The 14,469-nt window shown below is 65.6% G+C and carries 17 protein-coding genes; 9 read left to right on the forward strand and 8 right to left on the reverse strand.

The features are described 5' to 3' along the window. Window positions 1-165: 165 nt before the first annotated feature. Entirely contained in the window at window positions 166-687 is a 522-nt protein-coding gene (locus JNG39_RS07510) for a 3-hydroxyanthranilate 3,4-dioxygenase (RefSeq protein ID WP_368310523.1), read from the forward strand. 61 nt (window positions 688-748) lie between these two features. Here the strand turns inward: JNG39_RS07510 and JNG39_RS07515 are convergent, their stop codons facing one another. After that, window positions 749-1,294, reverse strand: a complete 546-nt coding sequence (locus JNG39_RS07515; protein ID WP_368310524.1) for an NUDIX hydrolase — start codon at window positions 1,292-1,294, stop codon at window positions 749-751. Between the two features lie 159 nt (window positions 1,295-1,453). Between JNG39_RS07515 and JNG39_RS07520 the strand changes: the two genes are divergently transcribed. From JNG39_RS07520 to JNG39_RS07530, 3 genes are all read left to right on the forward strand, one after another. After that, the gene (locus JNG39_RS07520; protein ID WP_368310525.1) at window positions 1,454-2,410 is read left to right on the forward strand and encodes a transporter; all 957 of its coding nucleotides are present in this window, start codon (window positions 1,454-1,456) and stop codon (window positions 2,408-2,410) included. A gap of 213 nt (window positions 2,411-2,623) precedes the next feature. Continuing rightward, on the forward strand, window positions 2,624-4,111 hold the full coding sequence (locus tag JNG39_RS07525) for an amino acid permease (RefSeq protein ID WP_368310527.1): 1,488 nt from the start codon (window positions 2,624-2,626) through the stop codon (window positions 4,109-4,111). 90 nt (window positions 4,112-4,201) lie between these two features. Beyond that, window positions 4,202-5,641, forward strand: coding sequence for an amino acid permease (locus JNG39_RS07530; protein ID WP_368310528.1), 1,440 nt, complete (start codon window positions 4,202-4,204; stop codon window positions 5,639-5,641). A 383-nt stretch (window positions 5,642-6,024) separates the two neighbouring features. Here the strand turns inward: JNG39_RS07530 and JNG39_RS07535 are convergent, their stop codons facing one another. Continuing rightward, window positions 6,025-6,357, reverse strand: coding sequence for a high-potential iron-sulfur protein (locus JNG39_RS07535; RefSeq protein WP_368310529.1), 333 nt, complete (start codon window positions 6,355-6,357; stop codon window positions 6,025-6,027). Window positions 6,358-6,490: 133 nt separating this feature from the next. Between JNG39_RS07535 and JNG39_RS07540 the strand changes: the two genes are divergently transcribed. The 4 genes from JNG39_RS07540 to JNG39_RS07555 are packed head-to-tail and all read left to right on the forward strand — an operon-like array spanning window position 6,491 to window position 9,466. Further along, window positions 6,491-7,135 (forward strand): methylthioribulose 1-phosphate dehydratase, encoded by a 645-nt coding sequence (locus tag JNG39_RS07540; RefSeq protein WP_368310530.1) that lies wholly within the window; start codon window positions 6,491-6,493, stop codon window positions 7,133-7,135. Continuing rightward, window positions 7,132-7,701, forward strand: a complete 570-nt coding sequence (locus JNG39_RS07545; protein ID WP_368310531.1) for an acireductone dioxygenase — start codon at window positions 7,132-7,134, stop codon at window positions 7,699-7,701. The genes JNG39_RS07540 and JNG39_RS07545 overlap by 4 nt, the downstream gene beginning before the upstream one ends. Before the next feature lie 54 nt (window positions 7,702-7,755). After that, window positions 7,756-8,439: an acireductone synthase gene (gene mtnC / locus JNG39_RS07550; protein WP_368310532.1), complete on the forward strand. Its 684-nt coding sequence runs from the start codon at window positions 7,756-7,758 to the stop codon at window positions 8,437-8,439. Continuing rightward, on the forward strand, window positions 8,423-9,466 hold the full coding sequence (locus JNG39_RS07555) for a C13 family peptidase (RefSeq protein ID WP_368310533.1): 1,044 nt from the start codon (window positions 8,423-8,425) through the stop codon (window positions 9,464-9,466). The genes mtnC and JNG39_RS07555 overlap by 17 nt, the downstream gene beginning before the upstream one ends. Window positions 9,467-9,543: 77 nt before the next feature. Here the strand turns inward: JNG39_RS07555 and JNG39_RS07560 are convergent, their stop codons facing one another. Genes JNG39_RS07560 through JNG39_RS07570 form a run of 3 tightly spaced genes read right to left on the reverse strand, consistent with a single transcriptional unit; the run spans window position 9,544 to window position 12,518 of the window. After that, window positions 9,544-10,347, reverse strand: a complete 804-nt coding sequence (locus JNG39_RS07560) for an amidohydrolase (RefSeq protein ID WP_368310534.1) — start codon at window positions 10,345-10,347, stop codon at window positions 9,544-9,546. Beyond that, window positions 10,335-11,480, reverse strand: coding sequence for a pyridoxal phosphate-dependent aminotransferase (locus tag JNG39_RS07565; RefSeq protein ID WP_368310535.1), 1,146 nt, complete (start codon window positions 11,478-11,480; stop codon window positions 10,335-10,337). The genes JNG39_RS07560 and JNG39_RS07565 overlap by 13 nt, the downstream gene beginning before the upstream one ends. 9 nt (window positions 11,481-11,489) lie before the next feature. Then, complete coding sequence (locus JNG39_RS07570; protein WP_368310536.1) at window positions 11,490-12,518, reverse strand: LysR substrate-binding domain-containing protein; 1,029 nt, start codon at window positions 12,516-12,518, stop codon at window positions 11,490-11,492. A gap of 125 nt (window positions 12,519-12,643) precedes the next feature. Here JNG39_RS07570 and JNG39_RS07575 point away from each other — a divergent pair, with 125 nt between their 5' ends. Continuing rightward, complete coding sequence (locus JNG39_RS07575) at window positions 12,644-13,219, forward strand: FMN-dependent NADH-azoreductase (RefSeq protein ID WP_368310537.1); 576 nt, start codon at window positions 12,644-12,646, stop codon at window positions 13,217-13,219. Window positions 13,220-13,268: 49 nt separating this feature from the next. On the opposite strand, the gene JNG39_RS07580 is transcribed toward JNG39_RS07575, so the two are convergent. The 3 genes from JNG39_RS07580 to JNG39_RS07590 are packed head-to-tail and all read right to left on the reverse strand — an operon-like array spanning window position 13,269 to window position 14,423. Beyond that, window positions 13,269-13,415 (reverse strand): hypothetical protein, encoded by a 147-nt coding sequence (locus JNG39_RS07580; protein WP_368310538.1) that lies wholly within the window; start codon window positions 13,413-13,415, stop codon window positions 13,269-13,271. Window positions 13,416-13,428: 13 nt separating this feature from the next. Further along, window positions 13,429-13,587 (reverse strand): hypothetical protein, encoded by a 159-nt coding sequence (locus tag JNG39_RS07585; RefSeq protein WP_186448123.1) that lies wholly within the window; start codon window positions 13,585-13,587, stop codon window positions 13,429-13,431. A gap of 53 nt (window positions 13,588-13,640) precedes the next feature. After that, window positions 13,641-14,423, reverse strand: coding sequence for a ribonuclease H-like domain-containing protein (locus JNG39_RS07590; RefSeq protein WP_368310539.1), 783 nt, complete (start codon window positions 14,421-14,423; stop codon window positions 13,641-13,643). Between the last annotated feature and the right edge of the window lie 46 nt (window positions 14,424-14,469).

Consider the following 14,469-nt stretch of genomic DNA (forward strand, 5'->3'; position numbering starts at 1 on the left):
GTTCGGGCGTTCTGCCGTGGTACCACGACGCCATGGGAAGAGAGGCCTGCCGAGAGATGGACAGCCGTTTTACGACACGGCGCGTCCGGCCGGAAGTACCGGATAGACCGACGTTGGGTCGGCGGTCAGGAGTATGATCGGGCGAACCACGAGCGAACGCCTTCCATGAGCCTGCTGCCTCCCATCGACCTCAAGCGCTGGATCGACGACCACCGTGCCCTGCTCAAGCCGCCGGTCGGCAACAAATGCATCGTCGACGGCGACTTCATCGTCATGATCGTGGGTGGCCCCAATGCCCGCACCGACTACCACTACGACGAAGGGCCCGAATTCTTCTACCAGCTCGAAGGCGAGATGGTGCTGAAGGTGCAGGACGGCGGCGAGGCCCGGGACATTCCCATCCGCGCCGGCGAGGTGTTCTACCTGCCTCCACGGGTGCCTCACTCGCCGCAGCGCATGCCGGACTCGGTGGGCCTGGTGATCGAGCGCCGCCGCACGGCGGGCGAACGCGACGGGTTGCTCTGGTTCTGCGGAAAGTGCAATACCAAGCTGTTCGAAGAATATTTCGTGCTCGAAAGCATCGAGAACGATTTTCCGCCGGTGTTCGAGCGTTTCTATCGTTCGACCGACGCCCGCACATGCACCAACTGCGGCACGGTACACCCGGCTCCCGCCAAGTACGCCTGAATACGCATCGGGGCGAACCAAGGTGGGAGCGGACGCTGTCCGCTTCTACCGTTCACCGCGGTCAGCGAGCGCGCTCCAGCCACTTGTTGGCCATGCGGCGCAACGATTCGTCCGTAGCGGGATCGGCCGCGACCTCGGCGACCGGGTGCCAGGCCAGCGCCAACGACTCTTCATTCGCTTCGAACGCTTCCGAACCGCGCGCCACCACCACGTAGCGCACGTCGTAGTGCCAGTGTTCCGGCTCGTGGCCCCGCGCGGGAATCCGGTGGCGGTCGAGATCGAAGATGCCCGGCACGACCTCCAGGCCGCCCAGCCCGGTTTCTTCCCGTGCCTCGCGCAGGGCCACGCCCTCGAGATCCGGATCGCCGTCGGCGTGACCGCCCGGCTGCAGCCAGCGATCCAGTTTGCGGTGGTGCATCAGCAACACGCGCTCACCGTCATCGCTGACGAGCCAGGCCGAACCGGTGAAATGCCCTTCGAGCGTTTCGCGATGAAAGGGCCGTGCCGTATCGCTCAACCAGGCGGCGAAGGAAGCCGCATCGGATTCGGCCGGCCAGCGCTCGGCGTATTGGTGGAAAGCGTCGGAGAGAGGAGAAAGCCGTGCCATGGGGAAATCGCCTGGATCGAATGCCCTATTTTCGCACGACTTTTTCAGACGAGTCTGATGTTGCGGGCCGCATGACGCTGCCTAGGATGGAATCCGACACGCCACGGAGCGGGTCGGCCATGTCCCGCAGCGACCGCTGCGCTACGCAAGGAAACGCGAATGCCTCCTCCCTCTTTCCCCCGAGTCGTACCGGCGATGGCGATCGCCATCGGTCTCGCGCCCGGTGTCGTAGGTGCCTCCCCCACCGTGAACTTCACCGGGCCGCTGGTGACGCCCGCCGTCAACACGCTGCCCGCAGGCATGCTCAACATCGAGCCTTGCCTCATTCATGCCAACACCCGAGGCCGCTATGACAATGCCGGGGGCCGCCACGCATCGCGTCCGATGCTTCGCCAATGGCAACTGGCGGTACCGGTGACCTACGGCATCACCGACAGTTTCGGCGTGCAATTGACGCCGACGGCGTCGCGCACCAGCGGCGGCGGCATCCATACCGACGGCCTGCTGCGCGTCGGCGACACCAACCTGCGCATGCAACAGCGACTCCTGGCGCCCGCGGCCGATGGGACGGGCCTGGTCGTGGCCGTCGCCGCGGCCCATAACCTCACCACGGGCACATATCACCAACTGGATACCAATCCGCTCAACGCCACCGGCAGCGGCGCGGCGCGTACCCATTGGGTCGTCGGCGCCCAACGCCTCTACCTGCTCGACGCCGGGCGCGCGGTGCGCTGGCGCGGACAGGTGGCCTGGAGCCCTTCTCCCCGCGCCATCCGCGTGCGCGGCGCCAGCATCTACGGCACCGACGAGGGCTTTCGTGGCCGCGTGCACGCCTCCCAGGCCTGGAACGCCACCCTCGCCGCCGAATATGCGCTCGACCCCCGCTGGGTGCTGGTGGGCGAAGCGGTGTGGAACCGCCAGGGCTCGCTGCGCGTCACCAGCGACCACGGTACGTTCGCCCGCTACAAGCCCGGCCAGACGTTCAGCCTGGCGCCGGCGGCCGAATACCACTTCAGTTCCACCATGGGGCTCATCGCCGGCGTGCAGTTCACCGTGGCGGGACGCAACCGATCCGACGACGTGACACCCCAGGTCGCCCTGAACATGTTGTTCTGAGCATCCCACTTCACCCATGCACAACCGCCGCAAGTCATGGTCGACATCCCGAACGCCCCGTGCAATGTGTTGGCGCGCCTCGCATTGCAGCTTGTACGGCCGAGCCCCGCTGGGCTATGGTGCCGTGCCAGCGCTTCAGGGCAGCGGCGTGTCCACCGTAACTCACGCGGCGGTCCACATAAGAAAGCACCCATTCGGCAGTAGGGGAGAAACATGTTGAAACACCTGTTTGCGACGCACCCGATCGAGGCGGCGCCGCACGTCGATGCTGGCGAGCACATCGATACCGGCGCGCACGGAGGCGAACTCAAGCGCGTCCTCACCGCGCGTCACCTCATCCTCCTGGGCATCGGCGCCGTCATCGGTGCCGGTATCTTCGTGATCACCGGCCAGGCCGCCGCGCTGCATGCCGGCCCCGCGCTGGTCATCAGCTTCCTCATCGCCGGCTTCGCGTGCGCGCTCGCGGGCCTGTGCTACGCCGAGTTCGCCGCCATGCTGCCGGTGTCGGGTAGCGCCTATTCCTATTCCTACGCCACGCTCGGCGAATACATCGCCTGGTTCGTCGGCTGGAACCTCGTGCTGGAATACCTCTTCGCCGCGGCCACCGTCGCCGCCGGCTGGTCGGGCTACTTCAACGAACTGCTCGGCCTGATCGGGCAGACGATCGGCAGCGACATCACGCTGCCGGCGTCCCTGTCGTCGGCGCCGTTCCAGTTCGTCGCCGGCCACATCCAGTCCACCGGCACGCTGGTCAACCTGCCGGCCGTGGTCATCGTCGCCGCGCTGTCGGGCCTGTGCTACGTGGGCATCACGCAGTCGGCCTTCGTCAACTCGATCATCGTGGCGATCAAGGTCGTGGTGATCCTGCTGTTCCTGGCCTTCGCGATCCGCATGATCAACCCGGACAACTGGCATCCGTTCATCCCGCCGTCGGAAGGCGAAGGCACCTTCGGCTGGGGCGGCATCTTCCGCGCGGCCACCATCGTGTTCTTCTCCTACGTGGGCTTCGACGCCGTGTCGACGGCGGCCGGCGAAGCCAAGAACCCGCAGCGCGACATGCCGATCGGCATCCTCGGCTCGCTGGCCGTCTGCACCGTGCTCTACATCGCCGTGGCGCTCGTGCTCACCGGTATCGCGCCGTTCCGCATGCTGAATACACCCGAGCCGGTGGCTACCGCGCTGGGCCTGTATCCGCAGCTCTCCTGGCTCAAGGCCATCGTCGTGCTCGGTGCCATCACCGGCCTGTCGTCGGTGATCCTGGTGATGCTCATGGGCCTGCCGCGCATCTTCTTCTCGATGGCGCGCGACGGCCTCCTGCCGCCGGCCATGGCGAAGGTGCACGACAAGTTCCGCACGCCCTATGTCGGTACCGTGATCGTCGGCGTGGCGGCGGCGGCGATGGCTGGCCTGTTCCCGGTCAGCGTGCTGGGCGAACTGGTGTCGATGGGCACCCTGCTCGCCTTCGCCACCGTCTGCATGGGCGTGCTGATCCTGCGTTACACCCGGCCGGACCTGAAGCGCAGCTTCCGCGTGCCCATGGTGTGGCCGATCACCATCCTCGGCACCCTCTCCTGCGTCTACCTGTTCTGGCAGGCCTTCGAGGAGCACTGGCGCCTGATGGTGGGCTGGATCGTCATCGGTCAGCTCATCTACTTCGGCTATGGCTACGCGCACAGTAAGCTGCGCAAGTCCTTGAGCTGATTCGAGTCACTTTCGAAAGGCCGGCGGATGTCCGCCGGCTTTTCTTTTTCGTCCTATCCTTTTCCGATCGACGTCATTTCCGGGCCTTCCATGCTCCAGCAGTTACTCGCCAAGAAATCCCCCCAGGCCGAACCCGACGACGCGCACGGTCCCGCGCTGCGACGCACCCTCGGCCCGTGGGGCCTGACGGCACTGGGCATCGGCGCGGTCATCGGCGGCGGCATCTTCGTGATCACCGGCGTGGCCGCGGCCGAGCATGCCGGCCCAGCGATCATCCTCTCGTTCATCCTCGCGGCGATCTGCAGCGTGTTCACCGCGTTGTGCTACGCCGAGTTCGCGTCGCTGATTCCCGTGTCGGGAAGCGCCTATTCCTACGCCTACGCCACCCTCGGCGAAGGCGCGGCGTGGTTCATCGGCTGGAACCTCATTCTCGAATACGGCGTATCCGCCTCCGCGGTGGCGGTGAGCTGGACGGGCTACTTCGTGAGCCTGCTCGACCACGTCGGCATCCACATACCGCCCTCGCTCACTAACGCGCCCCTCGATTTCATCGACGGCCATCTCGTGGCCACCGGCGCGCTGTTCAACCTGCCCGCGGTGGGCATCACGCTCGCCCTCACCTGGCTCTGCTACGTGGGCATCAAGGAATCCACCGGGCTCAACATGGCCATGGTGCTGCTGAAGACGGCACTGATCGTCGTCGTGATCGTGGTCGGCGCAAGCCACATCGACACGGCCAACTGGCACCCTTTCATCCCCGAGAACCAGGGCGGCGACAAGTACGGCTGGTCTGGCATCCTGCGCGGCGCCTCGATGGTGTTCTTCGCCTATATCGGCTTCGAGGCGACGTCGACGGCGGCGCAGGAATCGAAGAATCCCCAGCGCGACATGCCCATCGGCACGCTCGCGTCGCTGGCGATCTGCACGGTGCTCTATATCGCCATGGCCGCCGTGCTGACCGGCCTCGTGCCCTTCTCGGAACTGGGCACGTCCGAACCGGTGGTCACCGCGATCCGCAACCATCCCGAACTGGGCTGGCTGCGCGGCGTGGTGGAAGTCGGCGCGCTCATCGGCCTGTCGTCGGTGGTGCTGGTGATGATCATCGCCCAGCCGCGCATCTTCATGATCATGGGCCGCGACGGACTCATGCCGAAGGTGTTCACCACGATTCACCCCAGATACCGCACGCCGCATATCAACACGGTGATCACCGGCCTGGGCATCGCCTTGCTCGCCGCCGTGTTCCCGCTCAACCTGCTCGGCGACCTCACGTCGATGGGCACGCTCGTCGCATTCAGCGCGGTGTGCATCGGCGTGCTCATCCTGCGCAAGACGCAGCCGGACATCCCGCGTTCGTTCCGCGTGCCGTTCGCGCCGGTCACCTGCACGCTCGGCGTGTTGAGCTGCATCTTCCTGCTGTGGTCGATGGGCGTGCGCAACTGGGCACTGATGGGTGTGTGGACGCTCATCGGCGTCGTCATCTACTTCGCTTACAGCTACCGGCACAGCCGGCTTCATCGGCGCGGTTGAGCGGGCGGGCGGTACGGCGCGTTTTTCGACACGACTTGAAAATAAAACGTTAAGCCTTTGTTTTTACTAAAAAATCAAAGAAAGATGCCATAACGTTCATCCGCCATTGGCCGGTCGCGCCCCCAGGAGAGTATGATCCCGGTTCCGAGGGTAAATCACTTGGCAGTGGGCCCCGGATTGCCGCCCGGCGCGTCAGGCGGGTCAGCTCCTCGGCCTGGCGCGCTTGGGCTGCATTTTGCGGAGACAGCCTCCGCGCTCATTACCTGCCTATCCTGAACGGATAGGCGCAAAAAAGGCCGGCCCCTCGGGGTCGGCCTTTTTCACATGGTCTCCATGGGTCGCGTCGGCACGGGCCAGTGCGATGGAGACCGTGTCGGAAGGGCTCAGGCCACGTGGGTGTGCGAGACGCACCAGCCCTTGGCATTCACGGCCTTGCCCGGGAAGAGCTGGCAAGGGCCCCATGCCCCACCGGCCTTGCCCTGGAAGAAACTGCAGTCGGCGCAGAAATCGTTCGGCGTCTTGCGGCCCTGCGCCTTGGTGCCGTCCTCGACGTACTTCAGGGCCGAAGCCGTGGGGTCCGAAGGCGAAAGATGGGGGAGATCCTGGGCCCGTGCCTGGCGAGGCACCGTGCTCAGGACAGTCGCGGCCGCCATGGCGCCCGTGGCGACCTTGAGGAAGCGGCGACGCCCCTCGTTGTTCGAATCGTGTTGCGACATAAACGAAAACGCCTCCGTCGGTGACAAACCTCGTCCATCCTACGCTTTCGGCAGAAACGGAGTAATTCGCATTATCGCCGGGCCGTCTTGGGCCCCATGATATGCTGATCGCCTTGTTTGGACGTCCAAAGCCATGTCGAAAGCCCTTTCCTCCATCGATCCCGCCCGGCTGGCCGATTGCGCCGACGCGATCGCGGGCGCCGCCCGCGACCTCGCCGCCCTCGGCTGGACGCCGGCCACCAGCAGCAATTTCTCGATGCGCCTGGACGCCGGCCTCGCCGCGATCACGATTTCGGGACGTGACAAGGGCCGTCTCGGGCGCGACGACATCATGGTGGTCGACATGGACGGCAAGGCCGTGGGGAGCGACTCCCGCCCCTCCGCCGAAACCGGCCTGCATACCCAGGTCTATCGTCGCTTTCCCCAGGCGAACGTGGTGCTGCATACGCATTCGCGAACGCAGAGCGTCGCATCGAGGCTTTTCTCCAAGGAAGGCAGGATCCGGCTAGAAGGCTGGGAACTGCAGAAGGCAATCTCCGGGTACACCACGCATGAGAGCGTGCTGGACATCCCCGTATTCCCCAATACGCAGCACATGCCCGAGCTCGAGGCCCGGGTGGATGCATGGATCGACTCCGGAAAGCCGCTGTACGCCTACTTGATCGACGGGCACGGCATCTACACCTGGGGGAGAGACATGCCGGAAACCCGGCGCCATCTCGAAGCCCTCGAATTCCTGCTCGGGTGCGAACTCGATCTCCGGAGACTTTCCCCATGAGCCGCCTGCGCATCTACGACGACCACAAGAACGACGCTCCCCTCGCGATCTTCGCCGATCATGCAGCCATCGCCGCCGAGCTGAACAAGGTCGGCGTGCGTTTCGAACAATGGGAAGCCACCCAGCCCATCGAACCCGGCGCCACCCAGGAGGAGGTCATCGCGGCCTATCGCGGGGACATCGAACGCCTGATGGCCGAAAACGGCTACACCACGGTGGATGTCATCAGCCTCAAGCCCGACCATCCCGATCGAACCGCATTCCGTCAGAAGTTCCTGAACGAGCATTCGCACAGCGAAGACGAGGTGCGTTTCTTCGTGGCCGGCGCGGGGCAGTTCACCCTGCACATCGACGGTAAGGTCTATGAAGTGCTTTGCGAGAAGGGTGACCTGATCGGCGTACCGGACGGCACGACGCACTGGTTCGACATGAGCGAGTCGCCGTACTTCGTGGCGATCCGCCTGTTCACCAACGTCGAGGGCTGGGTGGCCAATTTCACCGGCTCCGACATCGCCGAGCGGTTTCCGCGCATGGACCCCCACCCCTCGGCCGCCAACGCTTCGTAAAGCCGGGCGCCTCGGCTATCCTGCGGGTCTTCCCCGACCCGCAGGTTGTAACGCATGTCCGATATCCGCGCCGTCCTCACGGACATCGAGGGCACCACCAGCTCGATCGATTTCGTCAAGGACGTCCTCTTTCCCTACGCCCGCCAGCATCTGCCGGCCTTCGTCGAGACGCATGCCGACGATCCGGAAGTGCAGCATTGGCTGCATGAGGCGGCGAAAGAGGCCGGGTGGGTCGAGGCCCAGCGCAACGAAGTGCTCGACCTGCTGATCCGCTGGATCGACGAAGACCGCAAGGCCACGCCGCTCAAGGCGTTGCAGGGCATGATCTGGCGCGAGGGGTATGCGTCGAAGGCGTACGTGTCGCACATGTATCCCGAGGTGGCAGGCCGCCTCAAGGCGTGGCACGACAGGGGGTTGAAGCTCTACGTGTATTCGTCCGGCTCGGTGCCCGCGCAGAAGCTGATGTTCGGTCACAGCGAAAGCGGCGATCTCACCCCGTTGTTTTCCGGCTATTTCGATACGCAGACCGGTCACAAGCGCGAGACCGAGTCCTACCGGCGCATCGCCGAAGCCATCGGCCTGCCGCCCTCGCAGATTCTTTTCCTGTCCGACATCAAGGAAGAACTCGACGCCGCCCGGGCCGCTGGCATGCTCACCACCCAGCTCGTCCGTCCGCCGCTGCCGCTGACGGATACCGGTCACCCTGCCGTCGCCGATTTCGATGCCATCGTCCCTTGATCCCCGGCGGCGTACGCCGATCTACGTGCTGGCGGCATTCGCCGCCGGCGCGCTGCTCACCCTGGGCGTATTGCGTCATGGCCCCCAACCGGCCAGCGTCCGTGCCGAGCCGCTACCCGCGGCACCGGCCGTCGCGGCAACCGCACCCGCTCCTTCTTCTTCCGTTGCCGACGCGCCTTCCGATGACTCGGCCGTGGATGTCGATAACGGCGACTGGCCAGCCGATGGTCCCACGCCCGAGCAGGTGTTCACCTCGCAATCCAGCCTCATGCGCAAGGCCATTGCCGGTCTCGCGCCGCGTGAAGCGGGCAAGACCAACGTCTACGCCATCGCTTTCGGCGGTGACGGCGCCGAGGACGTGTTCCGCAACGAGGCCGAATACATGGGCCGGTTGATGGACCGGCGATTCGCCAGCCCCGGCCATACCCTGGTGCTGGAAAACAATCCCGCCACCCTCTCCTCCCACCCCTTGGCGAGCTGGACCAATCTCGAGCAGGCACTCGACGGCGTGACGAAGGTGATGGATCCACGCGAAGATGTCCTGCTGCTCTACGTCGCCACCCACGGCGGCAGCGACCACTCCCTGCTGGTGGACATGGACCCGATCCCGCTCGACCAGCTCGATCCCGACGGTCTTGCCGACATCCTTTCCAAGCGGCCTTTCCGCTGGAAGGTGCTGGTGGTGAACGCCTGTTACTCCGGCGGCTTCGTGCCGAAGCTCCGGGGTGCCGGCACGCTCGTGATGACCTCGGCACGCACGGACCGTACGTCGTTCGGGTGCGGTGCCGATTCGGACATCACCTACTTCGGGCACGCATGGCTGGTCGACGGGCTCAACGCCACGCCGGACTTCGTCGAGGCCTTCGGCAAGGCGCGCGAGGACATCGCCGCTTGGGAAAAACGCGACGCGGTCACACCGTCGGAGCCGCAGATCGACGTGGGCAAGGGCATCGGCGAGAAACTGGCGGATTGGCGCAAGGCGGTCAAGCTCGGGCCGGCGGTGCCGTTCGAGCCGGCACGGCCGTAGGCGACGAGGCTATCGCGAACCCGTTCGCCGCTGCGATCGGGTTCCACCCTTTTGCTGGCGAAGCTGAGTGAAGTAACTCAGGCGTCGATGTCGATCGCGAAGCGATCGGCATCCATCCACGCCGGGAAACGCTCGCGGTGCGCCAGCAGCGGTGCCGGATCGAGGGTGACGGTGACCACCTGCTCCTGCGCACCCAACTCGATCAGGGGTTCGCCCACGGGATCGATCACCGCGCTGTCGCCGGCATAAGGCAACTGGTTGCCGTCGACGCCCACACGATTCACGCCGATCACGTAGGCGAGATTCTCGATGGCACGGGCACGCAGCAGTGTGCGCCAGGGCTGCCGGCGCGGTGTCGGCCAGTTGGCCACGAACAACGACAGGTCGTAATCCATGCCGCCCTCGGCCTCCTCGCGATGGCCGTTGCGCAGCCACACCGGAAAGCGCAGGTCGTAGCAGACCTGCGGAAGGATGCGCCAGCCCTTCAGTTCGACGATGAGCCGCCGGTTGCCGCCGCCGTAGCGCGTATGCTCGCCGGCCATGCGGAACAGGTGCCGCTTGTCGTAATAAGCAAAGCTGCCATCGGGCGATGCCCAGATCAACCGGTTATAGACGGTATCGTCTTCGCGAATCACCAGGCTGCCCGTAAGCGTGGACCCGGTCTCGGTAGCCAGCGCACGCATCCACGCCACGCCCTCGCCGTCCATGGTGTCGGCGTTGACCAGCGTGTCATTGGTAAAGCCGGAAAGGAACGTCTCCGGCAGCACGACCAGATCGCTGCCCGCGACGCCGCGTACGAGCGCGCCGTAATACGCACGATTACCCGCCGCATCATGCCAGCGAGTCGCACCCTGGATGAGGGAAACGGTCAGAGTTTGCACAGGAGCTCCGCGGCGGCTTCCATGGTGGCGTCGTTCTTGGCGAAGCACAGGCGCACCAGGCGGGTATCCGGCGCGCTCTCGTAGAACGGGCTGAGCGGAATCACGGCCACGCCACCCTCGCGGACCAGCCACTCGCTGAAGTTGATGTCGTCAACGTCGCGGATGGCGCTGTAGTCCACCAGCTGGAAATAGCCGCCCGGCACGTCGAGCAGCTTCAGCCGCGAAGGCGCAAGCAACTGACGGAACCGGTCGCGCTTGGCCTGGTAAAACGCCGGCAGCTCAAGATAATGCGCCGGCGTGGATTCGAGGAATTCGCCGAACGCCCACTGGGCCGGGCTGAAGGTGCAGAACGTGAGGTACTGATGCACCTTGCGGAATTCGGCGGTGAGCGCCTTGGGCGCGACGGCGTAACCGACCTTCCATCCGGTGCAGTGGTACGTCTTGCCGAACGAGGACACCACGATGCTGCGCGCGGCCAGTTCCGCATGACGCAGCACGCTCTGGTGGTCGGCACCGTCGAACACGATGTGTTCGTAAACCTCGTCGGAGAGCACGACGATGGGCGTATCGCGCACGATGGCCGCCAGTTCGTCGAGATCGGCCCGCGACAGCACGGCACCCGACGGATTGTGCGGCGAGTTGATCAGGATCATGCGCGTTTTCGGCGTGATCGCGTCGCGCACGCGCTGCCAGTCGATGCCGAACGAGGGCAGGCTCAACGGCAGGTGCACCGCCGTGGCGCCCTGGAGCTCGATGGCCGGTTCGTAACTGTCGTAGCAGGGGTCGAAGACGATCACCTCGTCACCCGCGCGCACCACGGAGGCGATGGCCGAGAACAGGGCCTCCGTGGCGCCCGAGGTGACGGTGACCTCGGTATCCGGGCTAACCCGATGGCCGTAGAGGCGTTCGGTTTTCAAGGCGATCTGCTCGCGCAGCTTCGCGATGCCGATGCCCGGGGCGTACTGGTTCTTGCCTTCGGCCATGGCCCGGGTGATCGATTCGCGCAACGCCTCGGGCGGCTCGAAATCGGGAAAGCCCTGGCCCAGGTTCACCGCCTTGTGTTCGACGGCGAGCTGGCTCATCACGCTGAAAATGGTCGTGCCGACCTTGGGAAGCTTGGTTTCGATCTGCATCGAGCGCTCTTATTCGTTTGGACGGCCAAACGCCGCCGGATGTTCCGATCCTAGCATGCGGCGCAAGGCCACCGCCCCCCTCGCCGAGGGATCGGTGGCCACCGTTTCGCAGTCCTTGTGGTATTCGGCCCTCGCCTTGGGCAGGCGTTCGGCGAGGAAGTCCACGAAACTGCGCACCGCGGGCAGCAGGCCGCGTCGGCTCGGGTAGACGAAATGCAAGGTGCCCTGTGCCGTGGCGTAGTCGGGCAACACCCATTCGAGCGCGCCGTTGGCGATGAGCGGGGCGCAGAATTCCTCGGGAATCAACGCGACGCCGCAGCACTGCACGGCGGCGGCGACCAGCACGGAGAAATCGCCGCTCACTAGGCGCGGCTTGACCTCGACGGCCACCTTCTTGCCGTCGGGATCGACCAGTTCCCACACCTGCGCGCCCTCGTGTTCATACATCGACAGCGCGGGCAATTGCGCCAGCTCGTCAAGGTTCTTCGGCCGGCCGTTGCTGTCGAGGAACTTGGGGCTGGCCACCAGCAGGTTGCGTGCGTAACCGATGCTGCGCAACACCAGGGTCGCGTCGGTATCGAGCTTCTCGCGCACGCGGATCGCCACGTCGTATCCCTCGCCGATCAGGTCGACGCGGCGATTGGTGGCGGTGATGCGGATCTGCACCTTCGGATGCTCCAGCATGAAAGCCGGCAGCATCGGTCCGAGGACGTTCTGCGCGAGCGAGATCGGGCAACTCACTCTCACCACGCCGCGGGGCTCGGTGCGCAGCTCGTCCACGGCGTCCTGCGCGGCCCGGGCTTCCTCGAGCACCGCGCGGCAATGGGCATAGAAGCGCTCGCCGATTTCCGTGACCACGAACCGTCGGGTGGTCCGCTGGAGCAGGCGCACCCCAAGGCGGTCTTCCAGCTGGGCGATGCGCTTGGACAGCCGCGACTTGGGGACGCCCAGGGCACGTCCGGCCGCCGAGAAACCGCCGTGCTCGACGACCGAAGCGAAGAAATACAGATCGTTCAGATCCTGGAGTGCGCCTTCCATCGATGGGTACCTGGCCGTTTCTCTATCGAAACAATCAGTCTACTCCAAGCCGTCTAATCGTCCAGCGTCCACCGGCGTATCGTCTCCCCCATCGCGGCCACCGTGGCCCAGCCGAGGGAAATCCCATGAAAGTCCTGCATATCGATGCCAGCGCCCTGGGCGCGCATTCCGTTTCGCGCAACCTCACGGCGGCCATCGTGGCCGAGTTCGTGCGGACCCATCCCAACGCTGAAGTGACCTATCGTGACGTCCACGCCGCTCCGTTGCCCCATTGGGCCATGCCCGCGGCCGACGCCGGGACCACCGTCGGCGACGAGGTGATGGACGAATTCCTGGCCGCCGACGTCGTGGTCATCGGCGCGCCCATGTACAACTTCTCGATCACCAGCTCGCTGAAAGCCTGGATCGACCGCATCGCCGTCGCCGGCAAGACGTTCCGGTACACCTCGGCGGGCCCCGAGGGCCTGGCGGTGGGCAAGAAGGTGATCATCGCCTCGACCCGTGGCGGCATCTACAGTGCCGGCAGCCCGGCCGCCGGCATGGATTTCCAGGAGCCCTATCTCCGCGCCGTGTTCGGGTTCCTCGGCGTGACCGATCTGGAGTTCGTTCGCGCAGAGGGTCTGGCGCTGGGCGACGAGCATAAGACGAAGTCGATCGACAGCGCCGTGGCGGGGATCGGCGGCCTGGCGAACGCGGCCTGACCCACCGACCGTGGCATGCGTCGCACCGGCCGGGCCGGTGCGACGGGGTTTAGCTTCCTTGCTTGCCCGGTTTGTCCTTCGGCATGTTCTGATGCTCCTTCGGGTGCCCTTCACCGGGCACCTTGGCCGGGCCACTGTGCGGCTTGGGATTGTCTTCCCGATATCCGGGCGTCTGCTGTTTGTCGTCGTTGGTCATCGCCATCTCCTCGCTAGTGGCGTTGCTGGCACTGCGCGTGGCCGCATTCGCAGGCTCCGCCCATGTTCTGGCTTTCCGCCGCCATGCGGCAGCTTTCGCTGCAGTAGTCCCGCGATATCGGCACCTGGCATCCGCAGCCGACGTGATCGCAGGGCTTGGTCGCTTCGTTCATGCCTTCGTCTCCCGACGTGATGGATGCAGCGACGAGCCTGCGCGGATCGCCGTCTATTTTTCGTTACCGACGGGCGAATGCGCCCAACCGTGTGCCTCGACCAGCAAGGCGCTCAGGCTGCGCACGTCCTGGAGGTTATGTTCCGCCACGCGCCCGAGATCGGTGGACGATCCCCCACGCAGGTACGTGAGCCACGCACGCGGGGCTTCCGAGCCCGGCAAGTCGTCTTCGCGAACGATGCGCAGGAGGTTGCGTTCCGCCGTCTGCATGCGGCAGTTGTCCCAGACGTGCCGGTAACGCCGCCGCATGGGATGCAGCAGGTCGACGTGCACCTTGCCCGCCAGGGGATTGGCGAGCCTCGCCAGGCGATAGCGCGTGGCCAGCAAAGGGGCGTCGTACGACTTGCCGTTGTAGCTCACCAGCACCGTGTCGTCGTCGACCCAGCGGGCGAACTCGCGAAGCATCGCGCCCTCCGCCGCCATCGTGGTGATGTAGAGCTGACGTACGCGGAGTCCTTCGGGACGCCAATCGGCCGCGCCGATCATGAAGGCGCGCGTGCCGGTGCCACCGGCCAGGCCGGTGGTTTCCGTATCGAAATGCAGCAGGTGTTCGCTGGGCGCTTCGCTGAGCCGGGCGAACGTGAGATCGACGATGGGCGGTGGCAAGGGCCATGCGTGGACGTGTTCGAGGTAGCGCAGGCCGGGGGCGATTTCGTCGCCGGGAACCTCTCGCGTGACGGGACGCGGCGGGCGTGGCGAGGTGGCGCGTTCGCGTACGCCGGCCATGCGGCGCAGGGCGGCCAGATCGACACCGGCGCGCGTGGAAGGACGAGGCATTCGGGTATCGCCGATGCGATCGGCTCCCTGCCCTTCGGTAGCCGCC

Source organism: Luteibacter sp. CQ10 (assembly GCF_040900725.1).
In the GTDB taxonomy this organism is placed as follows: domain Bacteria; phylum Pseudomonadota; class Gammaproteobacteria; order Xanthomonadales; family Rhodanobacteraceae; genus Luteibacter.